At 46.3% G+C, this 21,978-nt stretch carries 10 protein-coding genes and 2 pseudogenes; all 12 read left to right on the top strand.

The window, feature by feature from the left end:
* The first annotated feature begins 80 nt into the window (after nucleotides 1–80).
* The 12 genes and pseudogenes from FPL14_RS11500 to FPL14_RS11445 all read left to right on the top strand — a co-directional run bounded on the left by FPL14_RS11500 (nucleotide 81) and on the right by FPL14_RS11445 (nucleotide 21,971).
* Nucleotides 81–590 (top strand): CDP-alcohol phosphatidyltransferase family protein, encoded by a 510-nt coding sequence (locus FPL14_RS11500; protein WP_182303070.1) that lies wholly within the window; start codon nucleotides 81–83, stop codon nucleotides 588–590.
* 169 nt (nucleotides 591–759) lie between these two features.
* A complete protein-coding gene (gene fabZ, locus FPL14_RS11495; protein WP_182303069.1) occupies nucleotides 760–1,197 on the top strand; it encodes a 3-hydroxyacyl-ACP dehydratase FabZ in 438 nt (145 codons plus the stop codon).
* 26 nt (nucleotides 1,198–1,223) lie between these two features.
* On the top strand, nucleotides 1,224–2,927 hold the full coding sequence (locus FPL14_RS11490; RefSeq protein ID WP_182303068.1) for a phospho-sugar mutase: 1,704 nt from the start codon (nucleotides 1,224–1,226) through the stop codon (nucleotides 2,925–2,927).
* A 22-nt stretch (nucleotides 2,928–2,949) separates the two neighbouring features.
* On the top strand, nucleotides 2,950–4,998 hold the full coding sequence (locus tag FPL14_RS11485; RefSeq protein ID WP_229263878.1) for a DUF5693 family protein: 2,049 nt from the start codon (nucleotides 2,950–2,952) through the stop codon (nucleotides 4,996–4,998).
* A gap of 322 nt (nucleotides 4,999–5,320) precedes the next feature.
* A pseudogene (csaB, locus tag FPL14_RS11480) lies at nucleotides 5,321–6,475 on the top strand (polysaccharide pyruvyl transferase CsaB).
* Between the two features lie 279 nt (nucleotides 6,476–6,754).
* Nucleotides 6,755–7,465: a WecB/TagA/CpsF family glycosyltransferase gene (locus FPL14_RS11475; RefSeq protein ID WP_182303953.1), complete on the top strand. Its 711-nt coding sequence runs from the start codon at nucleotides 6,755–6,757 to the stop codon at nucleotides 7,463–7,465.
* A gap of 137 nt (nucleotides 7,466–7,602) precedes the next feature.
* On the top strand, nucleotides 7,603–8,733 hold the full coding sequence (locus FPL14_RS11470; protein ID WP_182303952.1) for a glycosyltransferase family 4 protein: 1,131 nt from the start codon (nucleotides 7,603–7,605) through the stop codon (nucleotides 8,731–8,733).
* 295 nt (nucleotides 8,734–9,028) lie between these two features.
* Nucleotides 9,029–12,928, top strand: a complete 3,900-nt coding sequence (locus tag FPL14_RS11465) for an S-layer homology domain-containing protein (RefSeq protein WP_182303067.1) — start codon at nucleotides 9,029–9,031, stop codon at nucleotides 12,926–12,928.
* Nucleotides 12,929–13,401: 473 nt separating this feature from the next.
* Nucleotides 13,402–16,557: an S-layer homology domain-containing protein gene (locus tag FPL14_RS11460; protein WP_182303066.1), complete on the top strand. Its 3,156-nt coding sequence runs from the start codon at nucleotides 13,402–13,404 to the stop codon at nucleotides 16,555–16,557.
* A gap of 132 nt (nucleotides 16,558–16,689) precedes the next feature.
* Complete coding sequence (locus FPL14_RS11455) at nucleotides 16,690–18,849, top strand: hypothetical protein (RefSeq protein WP_182303065.1); 2,160 nt, start codon at nucleotides 16,690–16,692, stop codon at nucleotides 18,847–18,849.
* A 163-nt stretch (nucleotides 18,850–19,012) separates the two neighbouring features.
* Nucleotides 19,013–20,032 carry a Wzz/FepE/Etk N-terminal domain-containing protein gene (locus FPL14_RS11450; RefSeq protein WP_182303064.1) on the top strand — a complete coding sequence of 340 codons (1,020 nt, stop codon included), beginning with the start codon at nucleotides 19,013–19,015 and terminating at the stop codon, nucleotides 20,030–20,032.
* 11 nt (nucleotides 20,033–20,043) lie between these two features.
* A pseudogene (locus FPL14_RS11445) lies at nucleotides 20,044–21,971 on the top strand (polysaccharide biosynthesis protein).
* The last annotated feature ends 7 nt before the right edge of the window (nucleotides 21,972–21,978 follow it).

The raw sequence follows: 21,978 nt of genomic DNA, 5'->3' as shown, positions 1-21,978 counted from the left end.
TCTGGCTCGGGGAGTTTTCATTTGTAGAGATGAGGCGTTATAATGATGGGGAACTTTAGAGAAATGGGGGAAGCGCGGGAATGAATGTACCCAATATGCTGACGATGTCCCGGTTTGTTTTGATCCCCCTGTTTTTGTTACTATATTTTAACGATCAATCGATCGCGGCTCTATGCGTTTTATTAGTAGCCGGATTCACCGATTTTTTGGACGGGTACATCGCGCGCCGAAGCGGACAAGTCACGGTTACGGGCAGTATGCTGGATCCGCTTGCGGATAAGCTTATGATGCTTTCCGTCATATTGGCGTTGCTAATCAAGAACGTCATTCCGCTAGCGGCGTTCGTCGTCATGGCATTTCGCGAATTGGTGATGATCATCGGTTCGGCTGTCTTCCATTTCCGCGGCCTAAAGACCGTTCCCGCGAACGTGTTCGGCAAAGCGACAACGGTCATCTATTATGCCGCGATTACCTTGATGTTCGTTGAACTGCCGGGCGGAGTGGCCGTGTTATGGTGCGGCATTGCGTTGTCTTTCGCAACTTCGTTTATTTACTTTATGAAATTCAAGAGCTTGAATAGGGCATCCTAATCGGGATGCTACACAAAAGAGCCAGCCGCCGGCTGGAGGAACGGCGGGCGGCGGCAAGCTCTCTTATATCAACCTTTGCGACTGCAGCTCGCCTCAGGGATGGTTGTATTATTTGCCGCCCCGAGGGGACTTATGCGCGTAATCGGAACAAGATCAGGAGGAATTAATAATGTTGGATATCGTACAAATTCAGGAATTGATCCCGCATCGCCCGCCTTTTTTGCTAGTCGATCGTATTTTGGAGCTTGAGCCCGGCAAACGGGCGGTAGGGCTTAAAAACGTTACGATGAACGAGCCTTACTTCGTGGGGCACTTTCCGGGCTACCCGGTCATGCCCGGCGTGCTCATCGTTGAAGCGTTGGCTCAGGTCGGGACGGTCGCTATGTTGGCGTTGGAAGAAAACAGAGGAAAGCTGGGTTTCTTCGCCGGCATCGACGAATTCAGATTTCGCGGCCAGGTAAAACCGGGAGATACGCTGATTTTGGAGCTAGAAGTAACCCGTTTGAAGGGGCCAATCGGCAAAGGCAGAGGTACAGCACGCGTAGGCGACGCTATCGTAGCCGAAGGCGAGCTTATGTTTGCGTTGTCGGATCCTAACAAGGGATAAGAAAAAAGATAAGGGAGAGAAAAACCATGGCTGCTAATCCACAGGTTGTTTACGAGGCTTGGCTAAAGGATCCCAACATAGACGATCAGACGAAAGAAGAATTGCGTGCTATCGACGGGCAAGCAGGAGAGATCGAGGACCGCTTTTATCGCGACCTTGAGTTCGGTACCGGCGGGCTGCGCGGAGTAATGGGCGCGGGAACGAATCGGATGAACCGTTATGTCATCGGTAAAGCCACTCAAGGCTTTGCGAACTTCCTGCTAGGCGAATCCTCTTCTCCCTCCGTCGTCATCGCGCACGATTCGCGCAGCAATTCCGACGTTTATTCGTTGGAAGCCGCGTGCGTGCTTGCGGCTAACGGGATTCGTACATACTTGTTTCGCTCCCTTCGTCCTACGCCTCAGCTATCGTTCGCGGTTCGCGATTTGAAAGCTACGGGCGGGATCGTCGTAACGGCCAGCCATAATCCTCCGGAATATAACGGTTATAAAGTATATGGAGCGGATGGAGGGCAGCTTGTCCCGCATCAAGCCGAACAAGTCATTGGCCAGATCCGACTCATCGATTCCTTCGATCAAGTGAAACGACTCACGCCGGCGGAAGCGGAAGCGCAGGGTCTTCTCGTATGGCTGGGGGATGAGGATGATCAACGATACGTTGATATCGTCGTATCCCAGACCGTGCGGCCTGAGGTCATTAAGAATGGCGCAGGAAAAGCGTTGAAGGTCGTGTTCACGCCGTTGCACGGAGCAGGTAACGTTCCGATTCAGCGGGTTCTTAAGCAAGCCGGCTTCTCAAGCGTGAGCGTAGTCGGAGAGCAGGAGCAGCCGAACGGACAGTTTCCGACCGTCAAATCTCCGAACCCTGAAGAGCAGGAAGCTTTTGCTTTAGCCATTAAGCTGGCAAACGAAGTCGGCGCGGATATTATCGTCGGCACGGACCCGGATTGCGATCGCATGGGCGCGGTCGTCAAGAATGACAAAGGAGAGTTCGTCGTTCTAACGGGTAACCAGTCCGGCGCATTAATGGTCAACTATTTGCTATCGAATCTGCAATCCCAGGGTAAACTACCAGTTAACGGAGCTGTTATTAAGACGATCGTTACTAGCGAGATGGGAGCAGATATCGCCGCATCTTATGGTTGCGATGTCATGAGCACGCTCACGGGATTCAAATATATCGGCGAGCTGATGTCTCGATTCGAAGTTACCGGATCCCATACGTTCCTTTTCGGCTACGAGGAAAGCTATGGTTACTTAACGGGTACTTACGCTCGCGATAAGGACGCGGTCGTTGCCGCGTTGTTGATCTGCGAAGCGGCAGCTTATTACAAGGCGCAAGGAAAAACGCTATATGAAGTATTGCTTGAGCTGTACGCTAAGCATGGTACCTATTTGGAGAAGCTGGAATCGCGCACGCTGAAAGGAAAGAACGGCGTTGAGCAGATCGGCGCGATAATGACCGACTGGCGTACTAACCCGCCTGAAGAGATCGCGGGCGTAACCGTCTCAAAGGTATTGGACTACGGAAAAGGCCTTGATGGTTTGCCGGTAGAGAACGTACTGAAGTTTCTGCTCGCGGACGGTTCATGGTTCTGCTTGCGTCCATCGGGGACGGAACCGAAGATTAAGGTTTATTTTGCAGTATGCGGTACGGGACTAGATGGCGCGACTTCTTCCTTGAAACGGCTCGCAGAAGCTGTTATGGCTCGGGTAGATTCGCTGGCATAGACGAAACGAAGGAGTGACCGTTGTGCCCCAGTGGCTGAACACATGGAATGCAAGAATGGCGAAGTGGCTTTGGTGGGTCGTATTGCTTGGGGTCGTGGCGGCATTGCCGGTCATGTACGCCAGAGTGCAGACGGAGACCTCTGCGAATAATGTTGCAATCGTAATGGATTATCGCGATTTATTGCAGGTAGGGAATACGCAAGCGAATCCGCGGGAGTTCGTGCAGGAGCAATTAAAGCTTCTGAAAGACGCGGGCGTGAACGGAATGGCGGTATTCGAAAGTACGTTGGAGGAGTTGTCTTGGGCGGGAGAAATCAACGTTTATAATGCCACTCAAGCAGCGTTGTTGGAAAATCTCGTTTCACCTTCTGAGGATAACGGCACTTATGTGATTTTTAACAGACCGGAGAACGAGCAGGTGCTTCGCCCGATAATCGAATGGGCGTTCCGTCATCATGGGGCCGAGGTAACGAATTGGTCGATTAAAGACCACTCCGGCTTGCGGATTAACATGGGGTACGACGATGCTTACATCCATGCGATGCAACCGAATCCGATCGCTATGAAAATGCTGAAGGATGCCGGATTCATGGTCGTTCCTCGCTTGTCGGACAGATTTGTTCCGTTCGATGCCGAGGAAGTCGACAAGTGGCTTCAATCGTTCCAGGAACTCGGGGTTACAAGAGTTCTATTCGATGGAGAAGCGGTAACCGGATTCGGCAAAGGAATCAAATTCGGCGGAGTTCAAAGGTTCGCAAGCGAGCTGAAAAAACATAATATCGGAGTAGGTATTTTTGAGAATTTAAAAGTACCTCAGAAGGGAATGGCTAAGCTGGCCAACCTTATGGGTTACAATGCGATTAGGGCTCACTCCGTCTCCGAAGGCGAAATGACCGTGATTAAAAATCCGGTCTTGGAGGATCGCTTGATCCTGGCCGTAAAAGATCGCAACATCCGTTTGCTCTATCTGAACGCGGCAGCGTCAAGGGACTCCGTCAAAGGACAGATATCGCATCCTCTCGAAAATATCGTCGACGTCCTGCAAGGCGATGAAGATACCGTGGGCGTCGTGAAACAATTGAATGACTTCGGATTCGAAGTCGGAGAGCCGAAAGCTTTCGAGGTGGAGAAGGCTCCATCCGAAACGATATTGCGGGGAATCGCCGCGCCAGGAGCAATCGCGCTCATTGCGTTGACGTTCGGGCTGTTCGTTCCTTCATTATTATTGCCGATCCTCGTGGCCGGGTCGATCGGCGGAGCGGGACTGTACGTGCTGAGTTCAACTTTGATGGTGCAGGCTCTTGCTTTGCTCGCGGCTATTGCAGCGCCTACGGCTTCCGTCGTCTTGCTCGTCAAGCGCATTCGAGTGCTGAGGGAGAGCGCGGCGACGCAACCGATATCCGGCGTGCGCCGACTGGGCGGGGCCGTATTGCTCCTCGCACGGACGACGATTCTATCGCTCGCAGCTGTGCCGTTCGTCGTGGCGTTGTTGAACCACATTTCTTATAGTTTAGTATTGCAGCAATTCCGCGGCGTGGGCTTGTTGCACTTGCTGCCTATCGGCCTTGTCGCGCTTTATGTGTTTTTGTATGGCTCGGGCGACACGGTATTCGGAAATGCCAGAAAAATTCTGGCGATGCCGCTTACGGTCATGTGGATCGCGGGCGCGGTCGTTCTTGGAGCCGTAGGTTACTATTATTTGTCGAGAACAGGAAACAGCGGTCAAGTTACGGGTATCGAGTTGACGTTCCGTTCTCTCATGGAGAACACGTTCGGCGTTCGCCCTAGGATCAAAGAGTTTATGCTCGGTCATCCGCTGTTCTTTGCGGGTATCTTCCTGGCTTTGCGTTATCGTTGGGGAATGGTGCTGCTCGTTGCCGGGACGATCGCGCAACTGTCCATGGTCGATACTTTCGCGCACATCCACACGCCGTTGTTATTATCGCTCATTAGAGTTTTCTTGGGTTTAGGCATCGGCGTCTTGATCGGATTGGTGATCATTGCCGCTTGGCAGATCGTCGAGAAGTTCTGGGAGAGATGGCTGAAGAAAAATTCGAGTACGGTAGCTTGATAAGCTAATAAGCTTCAGATTTACAATTTATCCCCTTCGCTCATGTTAGCGTGGGGGATTAGTTCTAGAGGCGATGGAATCGGATGAAGTAGCAACTTCTTTCCGCGTTATCCCGTCAACTCAGGTAAAGGGATGGCTCAGGCGGGGCGTTGATGTCAGGGATTGTTCCTCTTTTTACGCTATCCCGTTCGTTCAGGAAGTTAATTAAGAGGCAGATTAGAGGATTATGAAGCTTTTTTTAGAATGTCAGGCATTACTCGTAAAAACGGGAATATTGGAGCATTCTATAAAATGGAGAAAAAGGCGATAGGGGCGGGAGACAATCGGACAGCGTGCAGATCTAAAAAAGAACGACCGTACGGCTTACCGTTTGGTTTTGTCGGGATATTACGGATTTCGCAATAGCGGGGACGAGGCGGTGCTCAAGAGCATTTTGACGGCTTTAGACGATGCTGCGAGCCAAGCCGGAGTGAAAGTCGAGCCGGTCGTGTTATCGGGGGATCCGGATTGGACGGCAAAGCATTACGGAGTAGAATCCGTGCACCGGATGAAGTTGAGCGAAGTCAGACGTGCTATTAAAAATAGCGACGGTTTAATTAGCGGCGGCGGAAGTTTGCTTCAGGACGCGACCGGCCGCGGCTCTATTCCGTATTATTTAGGGATTATGGCGATTGCTCGATGGAGCGGCAAACCGACTTTCGTATATGCGCAGGGAATCGGCCCGGTCAACGGAAAGCTGCCTCGGCCATTCATTGCGCGAGCCTTCAAGAAGGCGGCTTACGTTTCCGTGAGGGACGAGGAGTCCGCTATGCTGCTTCGGAGCTACGGCGTACCGCCGGCAAGCATTGACGTGGTGCCGGATCCGGTAATGGGCTTGCCGGCGGGCGACGGCGCCGGCGAAGAAGCGAGCCAAGGAACCGTCGGCTCGCAAGATGCGGACATGCCCCCCGTGGTGGGCGTGTCCGTCAGGTTCTGGCGCGGCGACGCGCGGACTTGGACCGCGTGGCTGCCGCGCTTGAAGCGCTGGCCGGACGGCATCGCGTCCGGCTGCGCTTCCTGCCGTTCCATCGCGGCGCGGACGAGGATGCGTCGCGCTACGTGATGGAACGGCTGGCGGGGGCCGGGGCGTTGGCGGAGCTCGCCCGCGCACGATGACCCGCAGCGGATGCTGCGGGAGGTCGGCCGATGCGCGTTGCTCATCGGGATGCGTTTGCATTCGCTGATCTATGCGGCGAATCGGAACGTACCTCTCCTGGGGCTGTCGTACGACCCTAAGATCGATCAGTTCGTGCAGCGGCTCGGACAACGGGCCGTCGGTTCGACCGAATCGCTGGATCCGGAATATTTTGCTCGGCAGGCTGCAGAAATTTTGCTGAATCCCGAGCGTTGGCACCAATCTTGCGACGCCGCGATTCAGCGTCTTAAACAGGAGGCTTCCAAGCCCGCGCAACAAATTATGGATTTTATACGTAATTAGTGTAGGCGTTTAATTACAACGTTTGACATCTTGCATAGTCAATAAAAGAATTTTTTAAGTGTTAACCCATCGCAGATGGCGGTATAATGGCAACTAATTCAGTTGTTTTGGGATGTGCTATGAGTTTCTGAGCGATTGGGATAACGTAGCGTCTTTTTCTGAGCGGAAGGGATAGCGTCAAAAGAAAGCAAACTAACACCAGCTGGAGAGTGACCCAAATTGAATCCCAAAACGAAGCCGTATCCTACGGTTTCCTTGTATGGCGTACCGTTTTCGAAAATGAATATGAAAGAAACCGTTGCTTACCTGGCGCATGCAATCGAGACGCGGCGTCCGCATCGCGTTATAACCGGGAATCCGATTATGCTTATGGTCGGGTTGGAAAATCCGTCCTTTCATCACACGTTGGCTACCGCGGATCTAGTCGTACCGGACGGAGCCGGAGTGGTGTGGGCGGCCAGCCGATTAAAGGAGCCCGTTCAAGAGCGCGTGACAGGCTTCGATCTCATGCACGAGTTGCTGCGCGAGGGTGAAAAGCATCAATGGAGCGCGTATTTGCTAGGCGCATCGTCGGATATTATAGAAACCGCCTACGAAAAACTGAAACGGGAGTTCCCGGGAATCCGTTTCGTCGGCCGCAGAGACGGTTATTTTACGGATAAGGAAGATGGAGAAGTCGTAGCCGCGGTAAGGGCGGCGAATCCGGATTTGTTATTCGTGGCGCGAGCCACGATGAACCAGGAGCCATGGATCGAGAAGTACCAATCCGTTCTCGGCGTTCCCGTCGTAATGGGCGTCGGAGGCAGTTTTGACGTCGTATCCGGCAAGCTTAAGCGCGCGCCCGTCGCGTTTCGCAAGTTACGATTGGAATGGTTCTACAGGTTATTGCAGGAACCTACCCGGTTCAAGCGGATGCTCGTTCTTCCTAAATTTGCGCTCAAAGTGATTAAAGACGGAGATAAAGTCCTGAAACATAGCAATCCGTCATGAAAACTTTCATGAAAATGATAAAAATCATGAAAAACGGCTGAAAACGACTGAATGTTCACCTTGTTGAATTCCTTGTGGCGGGAGTATAATTCATTCCGGTACAGAAAAAAGGGGAGTTGTGGATGGTGTCTGGTTGGATGCTAGGTATTGGACTCATTTCATTCATTGGGGCTTTAGCGCTTGCGCTCGTATTAACGCCGCTCGTTAAGAAGTTGGCGGTCCGCATAGGCGCGATCGACGTGCCTAACCAACGTAAAGTTCATACAAGAATCATGCCTCGTTTGGGCGGCGTAGCGATTTATGCCGCTTTTACGGTGGGATTGTTACTTATATTGCCTTGGGTACCCGAAGGGACTCTGAGCGCGCACGATCGTAATCTAATCAGCGCACTCTTGGTGGGGGGCACGTTGATTGTCCTGCTCGGGGCGCTCGACGATAAGTTCGACTTATCCGCGAAGCTCAAGTTGCTCGTTCAGATCGGCGCGGCTTGCATCGTAGTTTTCGGGTTTGATGTCAAGATCGATTTATTGAATATTCCTTTCGGCTCGGCTATGCAGCCGCTCGGGGAATGGTTAAGCATTCCGCTTACGATCTTCTGGATCGTCGGCGTAACGAACGCTATTAACCTAATCGACGGATTGGACGGGCTTGCCGCGGGAGTATCGGGCATCGCCGTTACCACCATTCTCGTCATGGGTATCATCATGGGCAATTCGACCGTTATTTTGCTGTCGGCGGTTCTGCTCGGTGCAATCGTCGGATTTCTGTTCTTTAACTTCCATCCCGCGAAAATATTCATGGGAGACTCGGGCTCGCTATTCCTTGGTTTTGCATTGGCGACGCTCTCCATGCTGGGCTTCAAACAAATTACGATCGTTTCCTTCGTGACGCCATTGCTGATCATCGGCGTTCCGTTGTCCGATACTTTCTTCGCGATCGTTCGCCGTTGGATTCATAAGAAGCCGATTTTCGCTCCGGACAAAGGTCACCTGCATCACTGCCTGCAGCAGCTCGGTTTCAGTCACCGCAAGACGGTGTTGATTATCTACGGAATCGCGGCTTTCTTCGGTACGTGCGCGGTTATTCAGTCCTCCGTATCGAATACGGGTTTAGGGAACTGGATTACTTTTATCGTCATCTGCGCTCTCGTCTTCTTGCTGCAGATCGGCGCGGAGCTTATCGGAATCGTCGATCAGACTCGTCGGCCCGTGCTCGACTTCCTGGCTAGGCTTCGCATGAAGCCGCACACGGAAACTAGGGGCAAATAATCAGGCTTTCATAACCTAACATAGGCTCGATTGTTGATCCTTAAGAGATTAAGGACAGGCAGTCGAGTCTTTTTTTCGTTATTTCATCTAAAGAATTGGCGGTCAATGCCCGATAACAAATGTACGGAACTTTTGCGGAATCGTGACGTCTAATGGTAGAACCTGCCGAATTAGACGAATACCGCCAAGAGGAGGGGCGCAATCGGACAAGATCAGCTTATATCGAAGGTTGGGTCTCGTTTATTGTCATAAGTGGGAGTCGCAAGGCTCTAGCCATACATAAGGAGGATTTTTCGTGAGAAAACTTTTATCAGCATTCCTGGCACTTGTTCTCGTCGTAACATTAGTTCCCGCGAATTTGATCAAACAGGTTAACGCGGCTAGTTCGGCGACTTATTTTATTCCGGATGTTACTGCGCTTCGCGATACCGCGCTGCACACGATCGACGTGGCGGGCGCTCCGACGCTGCTTACGCGAGATGACGCTTATGTTACCAGTAACGGGAGATTGACGATCAGCGGTACGTTCTCCTATGTAGCTTCGGCAAGCATGGGGGTCAAAATCGAGCAACTGAATCTCCAAGCGGATAAAACTTGGAAAACCGATAGCACGCATTATACGACGGGCTCCGTTCAAGAAGTTACGGGGCAAACGAATAGATTCACGGCCAGCAATTTGACCCTTTTTAGCGGGATGAACAGAATTACGTTTACAGGGATGCAAGGTACGATCCAACGTTCCGATGTGTTCTATGTTCTTTATGATCAAATACCCTATATCGAAAGCCTCAAAGTTATTAGCGGCTCTACTACGGTGAATCTGAACGAAGGAACTCAAGCGGTAGTTCCGGCGCAAATGATCACTTTGCAAGGGATCGTCAAGAACGCTACCACGGCTACGGTCAGCATGAACGGCGCATCTTCTATTCTGGCTTACATCTATGATGATGGTACATTGTTTACGCCTGCGATGAACCTAAAGCCGGGCCTGAACACATTGAAAATGTCGATTTCCAACGGTAGTAATACGATCAACACGACGCGTGAACTGTACTTTTTCGATGCGACGAAGCCATACACCGATGTGCAACTGGTGCACCATACGGCAGAATACCCGATTTTGAATAAAATACCTAATGTAACGACGGGGGCGGCTACGCCAGTTCCAGGCGAGGAAGCCGGTTTGAAAGTAACAATGCTAGTCCCGTATGGGGCTACTGATTTTGGTGGTTCCGCAACTTATATCATGAATGGTAGCCCAGTTACGACGATAGCTGCCACGGATGTGGATGGTCCGGAAATCATAATTCCGGGAGCTGACGGTATTACTCCGGAGTATAGACTCGTAACTTTTACGACGCCAACTACGTTTCCTTTTGCTGTTAGCGGCGGAGCATACGCGAATACGCAAACGGTAAGAATTACCGTAACTTACGGTACGTTTACGACATCTTTCGAAGGCACATTTAAATTCGTACCCGGGGATACGCTGATTGAGAATATTCAGTACCTACCCAATTATGACGGTACAGCGGATGTTACCCTTGCGGATAAGGAACCGTTGAGGGGAGCGCAAGTTAATTCTCCGGACTTTTATATCTTGGTTGACACTAATATTGCGCCATCAGGCACATTAAAAGCAGTTTATTTGCCGCTAAGCACGACCACGTTGACGCTCGTTTCAGTTCCGGGTGCTGCTGGTCAAACTGCGACTTCGATGGTATATCAAGTTAAGAATTTTACGAATGGCCAACAAAAAGTACAATTTAAATACGACAACTCAACATCGACGTATAACGCAGATATCTCTTACGTAAATAAGAGCTATATCTATATTGAAAACTTGTATGATGGTCAAACCTATGAATTTGATTCCCGTCAAACGAATGATTTAACGATTTCGGGTAAATTTATGGGCTTCGAGAATATTGAAGCCGCTCAATATTTCATTAACGGTGTTTTAATGGATAGCGCTGATGCTACACCACCAACGGATCCTACAATTCCTGAATTAACAACGCCGAGTTTTGCTCTAACAGTTAATATCGGAGGAACCGGTCCTCTGGTCTTCGGTGAAAACAGAATTGTATTCAAGGCTGTTAACAAGAATGGCGCAGGAATCTCTCAAGAGATCGTCAAGGAAGTGCGTATCTATCTCATTGATACGAACTTATCTACAATTAAAAGCTTAATGCCCACACTTAGCGTGACGGGACGTGAAGAATTTACTCAAGGTGAATTGACGGATCCGCCGTATACACCTGAGAAAATGGCAAAAATTTTCGCCGTTACACCGGAGTTCTTATTGGTAAACGGGAAATATACAACGAGTGAAACGAAATACGATCTGGTTATTCGCGGTACTGGCGCTTCGATTCTGAATTTGAAGCTTGGCACTTCTTTAATGTTTAATACAACGATTCCCGATGTGGGGAGTGCGGCTGTCGGACTAAAGCAAAACGTACTCTATGTCACGCCTAATAACGAGAAGTTCTACTATGATTTCGCCGGAGACGAGAAAGATTTCATTCTCAGGATTCGCGATATTCCCTTCACGGCTCCAGGTTCGCACATTTACAACCTTGAGTTGATCAACGAAACGGGAGCGCGCACGAATCAATTGTTGGATGTTACCCGCGAAGTTTCTCCTTACAGGGTTCTATCACCGCAACCGACCGTGGGTAATCAGATTCTCGTGAACAAGAATTTCGTGCATTTCGATATTGAAGCCGAGGGTGCAACAGAGGTTCTTATCGACGGACAGAAAGCGACGAAACGTACGGATCGCGATAATCGCTTTACTTATGATTTTGTTGGTCTTAAGCCCGACAAATTGACTTCAATCAAGGTTCAGATCAAACGTGCCGACACGACTCTCAATAATACGGTTCAAGTATACTACTCAAGCTCGGTACAAATAGATAGTCAGTATATGCAGAAGATGGATAAGAAATTCGATGTGTTTGAAAAAAGTGTACAGCTTACGTTCCCTAAAGGAACCGTGTTGCAATCGGCTAAACCTAATGCATCAAATATTACGAAACTTTATAACAATACGATGTTTTTGTTCGGAATCGCCGATCCTCTTGATGGTGTCGTTGAGAGAAGGAATGATTATGGAAACATTATCAACATCGATTTTGACGAGCGCTTCGCAGATAAAAGCCAGATTCAAATTCCTGAATTGCTTGCAATCCGGTTCAAGAACAACAGCAATACGCTAAACTTCTCTTCAATATCGCCGATTTACTGGATTAGCGGTGGAGTCGGGGAGTACGGAAACAAAGGGGACATTGACTACAAGCCGGCTACGAATGGACTTGCGCCATATTCGACAGAAGGACTGTTCACTCAATATCCGTTGGAACGTAAAGTTATTCCGTCCAAACGAGGCGAATTAACCCTTAAATACGACACCAACGTGGTAGACGAAGTCGGATATACGGTTTCGGTTATGCGATACACGGATAATGGCAGCTGGGAGAACATCGGCGGAAAAGTAGATACCAAGAAACATACGATCACGGTTCCGTTTGACGATTTCGGCTATTACAACGTCGTTAAATTGAGAAAAGGCTTCACGGACATCACAAATCATTCATGGGCTCGCAACATTCTGAACGCTCTTTATTCCAAGGGCATCATGAAGAACATGCGTACGGATGAATTCGGAGCGAACGATCTGACTACGCGCGGTGAATTCGCAACACTATTGGTGAAGGGTCTAAACCTTCCATTAAATTCTGCCGGCAGCCAGACTTTCTTCGATATTTCTCCGGGAACGAAGACGGACACTTGGAGTTACGAATACATTGAAACCGCAGCAAGAGCGGGTATCGTTACGGGCTTAGACGAAGGTTTCTTCGGTCCTGAGATCAGGATCACGCGCCAAGAGGCTGCGGTAATGATCGCAAGAGCCATGAAACTGAAAATGTCCGTCAACGACTCTAAGCTAGAGGCGAAGCTGGCCAAATCGTTCAGCGATTCCGGGCTCATTCACTATTACTCAAGACCGGCCATCGAAGCGGTTAGCAAGGCGAAAATCATGTCCGGAACGCCTGTTACGGTACCGGGTCAGGACAAACAATCATTTGCCTTCAACCCAAGAGGCAATATGACTCGCGCCGAGGCGGGCAAGATCGCCGTGGAATTATTGAAGAAATACAACAGCCTATTCCCTAAAAACTTAAGCTAATCTCGACTGATCTGCAGAGTGGGAGGCCATGGGGTCTCCCCTCTGTGTTTCTCTTTCTTGGTTCTATAGGAAATGATTTACCAATGACGAACTCACTAGTCCAAGCTATACTAGAGAAGCGATAAACCCTTACATAATGCCAAAGAGTCGGAATTGAGCAGCAGGGATAAAAAAAGTTTGAACAATTTGATTTAAACCGCAACTTTTATCCGCGCCGCGCGTTTAACATGATGAGACTTTTGAGAGGGACTCTAGAACTAATCTTCAACTCTCTCTATGAAAATCTTCTTTACGCTAGGTGTTCGTCTCATGTATAATGAGGAAAGTGGCATATTTTACCCTGCCTGATTTCTGTCTTTTTCTTGCATTATTTTACGGATTACAAGTTTCTGCGACATGTATCTACTTAATAGACATGCCGACAGACATCAATTATAGACAATGCTCTACTCAAGGAAGGGGGTGAAACACCGATGAGAGATTCGAGCTATAATTTTCACACACAAACAAAACAGATACTTTCTCGAGGAGGAGAAAAAAAGGTTATGAAGAAAAGTTTATCCCTTTTACTTTCCGCTGCCTTGGTATTCGGTTCGTTCGGATCCCTGGCATATGCAGCTGACGCAGATCTTACAGTTGCGCAAAAATATCAAGCCTTGAAAGACAAAGGCATCTTGAAAGGTACTACAACGGGCTCCGACGGTTTGGAAGACAAACTGAACCGCGCTCAATTCGCTACAATCGCTATCGCTCTTGCTGGCCTGTCCGAAGAGAAAACAGGCAGCACTTTCTCCGACGTAACAGAAAAGCAATGGTGGTACGGTGCAATCGAAGCTGCTGCTAAAGCAGGTTTGGTTGAAGGCAGCAACGGCAAGTTCGATCCTAAAGGCGATGTAACGGTTGAGCAAGTCATCGTTATCGCTGCTAGAATCCTGAAGCTTGAAGAAGTTAAAGACGCTAAAGTAGAAGGCGCTTCTGCGTGGGCTGCTGGTTACATCCAAGCTGCTATTGACTCCGGTCTGATCGCTGCTCGCACTGACTACACTAAAGCGGCTACTCGCGGTCAAGCTATCGAAGTTGGATACCAAGCTTACGTAACTGCTAACCCTGTTGCTCCTGAGAAAGCTTCCGTAGCTTCCGCTAAAGCAACTGGCGTTAAGAAAGTATCCGTAACTTTGGACAAAGCTGTTGATACTGCGAAAGCAACGTTGTCCCTGAAAAAAGGAACAATCTCCGTTGCTACAAAAACAGTATGGGCTGACGACAAGAAATCCGCTACTTTGGAACTTACTGACGTCGTAATCGGCGAAGGCGAGTACACTGTAACTCTTGCTGGTCTTGATGCAGCTGAGATCGCTACGGCGACTGCTAAATTTACTGGCGAAAAAGAAGTTCTTAAAAGCATTGAGTTCGTAAATACAAGCGATACTTTGGCTCGTTCCCACAATAACATCGTTAAGCTTAAGCCTGTGAACCAATATGGTGAACTCGCTTCTGCTAACCCGGGATCTTACACGGTATATGCAGGTCAGGGTAATGATGTATTCGTAAAACTTGGTAAAGACGCTATCACAGGCGAACTGCTGTTGACTTTGGATACTACTATCAAAACAGACGGCAAAAAAGATGATGAGACACCAACTGCGCCAGGCTCTAATAATGGTCTAGCTGACAGATATCAGCCGGGTTCCGGGATCATCTCTGTAAACATCTTTAACAATGAAAACCATGTGTCTGTTACGAAAAACTTCAAAATGGGTACTGCTCCATTCGTCAGCAAGATGGATATCAGCCCTGTGAAGTACAGCAACGGCAAGGATTTCCTTGGTAACAAAGGTGAAACTGCAGTAATTAGCGTCAACCAATTCGATCAATATGGCAACATCGTTGCATACGATCCAGTTAAAGATCCACAAAATCTTCGTTTTGTTCTTAATGGATATGAGCCTGCAATTCCTAACCAAATCTATGCTGGCGATTCCAATAACGATGACATTGCAGATATCAAAGTTGCATTGTCTAAAAACGTTGATAAGTCTGCCAAGTATACGTTCAACGTGTTCAATCAAGCGGGTAGCGCAACGGGTGAAATCTCCCTGCAATCCGGCAAGACGGCCAACAAAATTGAATTCGGTGATTTCTCCAGCGATGTAGCTGCAGGTGATGCTGATGCTTACTTGCCAGTAATCGCATATGATGCAAACGGAACTCAACTCACTGTTGATGAACTAGTAAATGCTCAAAACGAGCAAAGAATCAAAATCAGTTCGAGTATTAATGCGAAACTTATTACTGTTGGTGAGCATAAAGGTAAAGTCCAACTGACTAATATCCCTAAAACTCCAAGAACAGTAGTAACTGTAACAGCGATTATCGCTGAGCCTAACGTAAGCAGCAATGCAACGAAACAAGTAACGATCGCTCCTGCTCGTATCCCTTCTGGATTCAAAGTAGACGATGCTCCTAAACAAAAAATCGTTGCTAATGCAAACGATGAGTTCAAACTGATTGTTATTGACCAATATGGTTCTAAGTTGGATACTCTTCATGTACTTGATGCTGCTGGTAATGTAATTACAACTACTCCTACGGCATCTGACACAGTTTATTACGTTCAAGTAACTCCGGGCACCACGACTGGTTCCGGTCTTCAATTAACAAAGAAAACAGCTACTGCTATCACTGGTGTAGCTACGTACGAGAGAAGCACTGGTTCAGCTACGTACGCTGGAAGCCTGTCCAACTACAATGATGGTTTTGCTTTCGATGCTCTTAACCATGGTGTACTTAATTCTACTGCCAAAGCAACATTCACAGCTGAAATTATCAAATCGAACGGAACAGGCACTGCAGCCACTCCAGTTGCAAAAATTTCCAGAACAATTGAGGCAACTACAGATACTCTTAACTACACAGTTGGTGCTGTAGCTGATCTCTTCAACGCAATCGATTCTGGTTCGGTAACTGAAGCAGTTTATAACAACGGTAGCGTTAAACTGCCTGTTGCTACACAAGAATCTCCAACTGCTAGTAAGTTTGCAAGATCGATTTCGATCGAAGCAACTGACGCAGCTGGTAACACGGTTGCAATCCCTGATACTGTGAAACAAATTACATCTTCCAATGTTCTTGTTGCTCAAACAGGTATTGCTAGCAACAAAGGTTATGTAATTGGTAACAAACCAGGAACTGCTACCCTTAACGTAACTTACACAACTAGCAAAGGTCTTCAAGAGTTGAAAACAATCACTGTGAACACTAAAGACACAGTTATTACTTCGACAAAACTTGACCGTGGTAACGGAAGCAGAACTTATGCTGATTATGTTGCAACACCTAATGCATTCGCATTGATGAATCTGAAAGTAACTGATAACTATGGTATTACTTATGAGGGTGTAGACGCTCAGAAGTACAACTATCTGTTCGGTGTTACATTCACAGCTTCTAATGTGAAGGTTCAAACAGGCGGTACTGCTTCTAATCCAGAATTGCAAGATGGTGGCAGTGTAACCATTGACCAATACGGAAACATCAGTGCAGCAGGTGTGTATAGCTTCGAGCTTACAGCTACTTCGGCTGCTGGATTCTCCGCTAGCACATTCGTAACAACACCACTAGCACCATAATAAGTGGTTCTAATGGAGAGAGGCCCTAAGGGGCCTCTCTTTTTATGTCTTCAGATTAATTAACAATCACGTGAAACTTCTTAGAGACATTAGACGTCTATATAGTAAAGGTTAAAACTGGAGGATGTCATTATGGAGAAGTCACGATTGCGCAAGACGCTATTAAGCATGATCTGTTTGATTTTACTGATCTCGGCATATAGTCCCGTAAACGCGGAAGAGCAGAAGCAGAAGACACTACAACCACAGAAAATAGGCTCTGTGTCGTTAAAGGCTAATGTTGTTGCAGAAGTGAATAATGTTGTCTTGATTCCTTCGAATAATGGACAGCTAGTAGGGCTGACATTAACGGTCAAGAATAATAGTAATACGGAAGTAAATTTCATTGATTATTGGATTAATCTAACTACGAAGTCTGGCTCTAAATACTCTCTGACAATTGCCAACAAGGACATCGCTAAAATAGCTGCGAAGTCCACAAAAGATATCATCTTTTATGGTCAAGTTGGATCGAATGTGAAACTTACGGATCTAGTAGTTAAAGTGATTAAGTGGGACTTCTCAAGCCCATCTTACACCAAAGTGTTAGGTTCATTTTCGGCCACTCAGAAGTACATACAAATTACTCCGGCCGGTTACAAGCGCATTGTTAGCGCCGACGATACAAGAGTCTCTTTCTATATTAAAAAAGCGACAATCGGGAAAAGCGAGAAGTACTATAGACCCGATATCGATCTAGTAATCAAGAATGAAGGGAAAAGATCTGTTACTTTACCCGAGTACGAAATTATGATTCAAACGGCAAATGGTCTCATGTATCCCCTAACCGCGAAGAACTTAAAGGGAAAAGTGCTTAGCCCATTATCCGAGGAAACCTTTCAATTAACTGCTTCTGTACCGATTGCAGCCAAACAAACCGGCTGGAAACTGGTCGTAGCATTGACTGCGAATGAAGGCAAAGACAGAATCCCAATGGCTCTATTCACCCTGCCTAAAGCAAGTGTTAGCACTGGAGAAGGCATTGGAAAGACATACTCTTTTGCGAATTCCGATGGAATATACTACATCAAAGTAGACTCAATTAACCGTCTTCCTATCGAAGATAACGATCTCATAATTACGAACCTAACCCTGATAAATAAAGGTACAGATTCTTTGGTTATACCGAAGCTTATAGGCAAATATGTCTTTAATAATTCAATTGAAAATACGGCAACCGTAAATAATGGGAATAAACAAATCGATATCGAGCCGGGCGCATCGATAAAGCTACAAGCGTTTGGTAAAGTTCCGTATTCATTTGATGTCAAAAACATGAAGTTCACTTTGCAACAAAAAGAATCAGGCGGAGGAACTGAAGGGGAATTGGTCGATTTAGTCGAGTTCTCGAATACTGGCGTGTTTAGTCCAATTAGTACGACTGATTGGAAAACAGGCTTTAAAATTGAAGATTCGGGCTATAAAGCAGATGTAAAAGTCAAATATCTGATGGGCTATACTGGTGCGAACGCAGATATGGCAGTTGCTCTTATTACGATGAACAGCTTAGAAAAACGTCTAAGCGGGGTTCAACAGTTAGCGGGTTATTTCGAAACCGTAGATGGAACAGTGTATCCTGCAACGTTCCAAAATGTAAGCGACAAAATCAATTATGGCGGTAAAGCTCTAGTATACGCGTGGGCATCGATTCCTAAGGGAATGAAGACCGATAATATGAAGATGGTTGTCGGTAAAGCAGTCACGGAAACAAAAGATTCAACGACCACCGGGCAGACAGGCGAGCAACAGAGCCAATTAGTCGGTTACGTCGATCCGGTTGAAATTAAATTACCTAATGACCGTGAAGTAAAGAAAAATCTTCAAAATATCGATCTTGATCCATATAAATTTTCGATAAATCAAGTGGGTACAACTATTAGGTTTGATCAAGATCTGCTTAAGTTGAAGCTTGATTACACTTTGGAGCAAAACTTGTTGACCAAGGTTAACGCTAAGGATCAGAAAGTGATTATTGAGCTTGTGGATGCAGATAACAAAGCAACTTTCAGCAAGGAATTAACGTTCCCAACTGTCGATACGACAGGTAAAGATGATACCGGAACAGCACTCAAGAACGGTGTAAATACAATTGAACTATCCTGGACGGATGACAGATGGGTAATTAACATTCAAACGTTGAAAGATATGACATTTAACGTATACCATGAGCTACAACCGGGCTATAAGAAGTTAGTCGCTACGCAAACAATACCTTGGTTGGTAAACAGAAAGCTACCTCCGGAAACCGAATAAACACAAGGTTAACGAGCGGCGCTTAGTCGCTCGTTTTCCATTTTTCAATTGCTTGTTATACTCCCAGTACACATGTATACTTAAATAGGTATATCGTAGGAATACATATTCGGACAAACGTATAAAGATACTGAACGATGATGAAACTGAGGTGCGAAGTTTAATGGATCAAGAAATTAGTTTGCGTGAGATTATCGAGATCATATTAAAAGGCAAATGGATTGTAATTAGCGTGACTCTAGTAGCGATACTATTATCCGGTATATTTAGTTTCTTTGTACTACCGCCAACATATGAATCGAACTCGTTAGTAAGAATTGCTACTGCTAATGAAGAGGGCGCTGAGCAGTTAGATATAAGCACATTTATTGAGTCGGTGAAAAGTGATACCGCAATCAACAGATTAATAGAGAAGCTCCAATTGGATCAAAGTAAATACACAATAGGTTCGATTAGAAGTCTAATTCACTTAGAGGCGCTGAAAGACATTAATGTCATGAAAATTAAAGTCAAAGGAAAAGATTCGTTATTAATTACGAACATAGCAAACTTACTGGCATATGAACTTGCGAATCGTATTGAGATCACGGATCGCTCGAAAAGTATTGTAGAGTTTCAGAGTAAACTAAAGGAACTCACTGATGAAATTATTAGTACAAAGAGTCAGCTTACTGAAGCTCAGAACCAATTAAAATTGATTCCCGAGAAACAATCAACAAAACAATTCATTCTCGATAATCCTTTGCTGTCGTCGATTATTAAGGATTCAACAAAAGCATCAATCTCAGAGCTATCGGAAATTGAGATGAATGGCGAAACGATAAACCCAGCATATACAACTCTTCAAGGTCAAATAGCTACCCTTTCCATTACTTTGACTGGACTGAATGCAGATGAGTCAAATATGAAAAAAAGATTAAAAGAATATTCGGAGAGAATTGTATTGCTAGAAAATCAAATTCAGCAAGATAAACTAAGCGTGAAAAGCTCAGATCGATTGTTGGACGGATACCAAGCAACATTTATTTCTCCAGCGATACATTCAACTGTTCCTATAGGGCCTAATAAACTTATGAATATGATCATTGCTGCTTTTGTTGGCGGAATAATCAGCGTTCTGATTGTCTTCTTCAGACATTATATGCGTAACACATTAAAATCATTGACCAGTATCGGTGAATAGAGGGAGGACTCATGCAAAAATATATACGGTTGGTGGTATTGCTTATTAGCGATGCCTTATTAGTAGCGGCTTCCGTATATTTATCTTACTTGCTGCGGTTTGATTTTACGATTAAACCTGAATTTATTGGTACGTTACCATATGTGATGTCTCTATACATAGTTCTAATTGTTGTAGGTTTATATAGCTTTAAGATATACAAACGTATTTGGCAATATGCAAGTGTTGGGGATCTCATTGCAATTCTTAAAGGGACAGCAGTGGGCTCTATTGCATTTTACAGTCTTCATTATTTCTTGCATGACTATGTATATACGAATTTGGTTGTTCCTCGGAGCATTTATTTGTTAACGACAATGATCAGTTTCCTATTCATTAGTGGATCCAGATTCTTCTGGAGATTGTTCAGGGATAGCTACATTAAGATACAGCCCCATCATCGCAGAGCGTTGATAGTAGGAGCTGGAGAGGCAGGTATTGTGGTTGTGCGCGAACTGAAGCACAGCCATCGCTCAGAAATATACCCTGTTGCCTTTATTGATGATGATACTCAGAAGCAAAAATATGAAGTGTTGGGTATTCCGGTTGTTGGTACCCGTGAAGATATTCAGGAAGTGGTAAGACAGTATGAGATAGATGATATTATTGTCGCTATTCCAACGGCATCTAGGGCAGATATCTCTGATATTATTAATCGCAGTAAGAGCACGGGATGCCAAATTAAGATTGTGCCAAGAATGAATGATTTAATTAATGGTAAGATATCCATTAATATGATTCGTGATGTTAGTGTTGAAGATCTATTAGGTAGGGAACCTGTAAAAGTTGATCTGGATGAAATTGCTGGGTACCTTAAAGATCAGATAGTCTTGATTACAGGGGCGGGAGGGTCTATTGGGTCAGAGATTTCCCGTCAAGTTGCTGCTATGGATCCCCGTAAATTGATTGTATTGGATCATGGTGAGAATAGTATATATGATATCGAGCTAGAATTAAGAGCTACGTATCCAAGGATTTCTATGGATGCAATCATCGCAGATATTAAGGATAGAGTTCGAATAGAGCAGGTCTTTCGTCAATATCGCCCACAGGTTGTATTTCATGCTGCTGCGCATAAACATGTTCCTCTAATGGAAAGCAATCCATTAGAAGCAGTGAAGAATAACGTGTTCGGAACGAAAAATGTGGCTGAATGCGCACACGAATTCGGTACTGGGAAGTTCGTGCTGATATCCACCGATAAAGCAGTCAACCCAACGAATGTCATGGGGCTACGAAGCGTGTTGCAGAGATGCTGATACAGGAGTTAGATGCAAGAAGTACAACACTTTTCTCTGCCGTTAGATTCGGTAATGTATTAGGCAGTAGAGGTAGTGTTATCCCTTTATTTAAGAAACAGATCGAGCATGGTGGTCCTGTCACTGTAACTCATCCAGATATGGTTCGCTATTTCATGACAATTCCGGAAGCAGTACAATTGGTCATTCAGGCTGGTGCGATAACAAATGGCGGAGAAACTTTCATTCTTGATATGGGTAAGCCAGTCAAGATCTCGGATCTTGCATTTGATTTAATTAGGTTATCCGGCTTGGAACCGAATAAAGATATAAACGTTGTTTATACAGGTATTCGACCGGGAGAGAAGTTATTCGAGGAGATTCTCAGCAAAGATGAAGGAGCGTCTGCGACAAAACACGATCGAATCTACGTGGGTATCCCTCAGAAAGTATCAGGGGAGCGATTAAAGCGGCTTATTGCCGTTTTTGAGAGAATGGATGAAACAGACGATGTGAGGATAGAACTAAATAAGATTGTTCCTTCATTCAAATGGGATAATGGCGAGAATCGTACTGAAAATCTTAGGGGTAAAGAATTACTTCACGCTTCTTTAGAAATGGTTGCAGCTTTGGAGCAAAAGCCAAAAATGAAGGAGTCATAATGAGGGG

It is taken from the genome of Cohnella cholangitidis, assembly GCF_014107495.1.
Lineage (GTDB): Bacteria > Bacillota > Bacilli > Paenibacillales > Paenibacillaceae > Cohnella > Cohnella cholangitidis.
The sequence above is the reverse complement of the archived record's forward strand: the minus strand, read 5'-3'. Positions and strand labels throughout refer to the sequence as shown.

What these genes read in the sequence shown, in the direction of transcription:
- FPL14_RS11500 (WP_182303070.1), top strand. Translation starts at nt 81, where the DNA reads ATGAATGTACCCAATATGCTGACGATGTCCCGGTTTGTTTTGATCCCC.
- fabZ (WP_182303069.1), top strand. Translation starts at nt 760, where the DNA reads ATGTTGGATATCGTACAAATTCAGGAATTGATCCCGCATCGCCCGCCT.
- FPL14_RS11490 (WP_182303068.1), top strand. Translation starts at nt 1,224, where the DNA reads ATGGCTGCTAATCCACAGGTTGTTTACGAGGCTTGGCTAAAGGATCCC.
- FPL14_RS11475 (WP_182303953.1), top strand. Translation starts at nt 6,755, where the DNA reads ATGAATATGAAAGAAACCGTTGCTTACCTGGCGCATGCAATCGAGACG.
- FPL14_RS11470 (WP_182303952.1), top strand. Translation starts at nt 7,603, where the DNA reads ATGCTAGGTATTGGACTCATTTCATTCATTGGGGCTTTAGCGCTTGCG.
- FPL14_RS11460 (WP_182303066.1), top strand. Translation starts at nt 13,402, where the DNA reads ATGAGAGATTCGAGCTATAATTTTCACACACAAACAAAACAGATACTT.
- FPL14_RS11455 (WP_182303065.1), top strand. Translation starts at nt 16,690, where the DNA reads ATGGAGAAGTCACGATTGCGCAAGACGCTATTAAGCATGATCTGTTTG.
- FPL14_RS11450 (WP_182303064.1), top strand. Translation starts at nt 19,013, where the DNA reads ATGGATCAAGAAATTAGTTTGCGTGAGATTATCGAGATCATATTAAAA.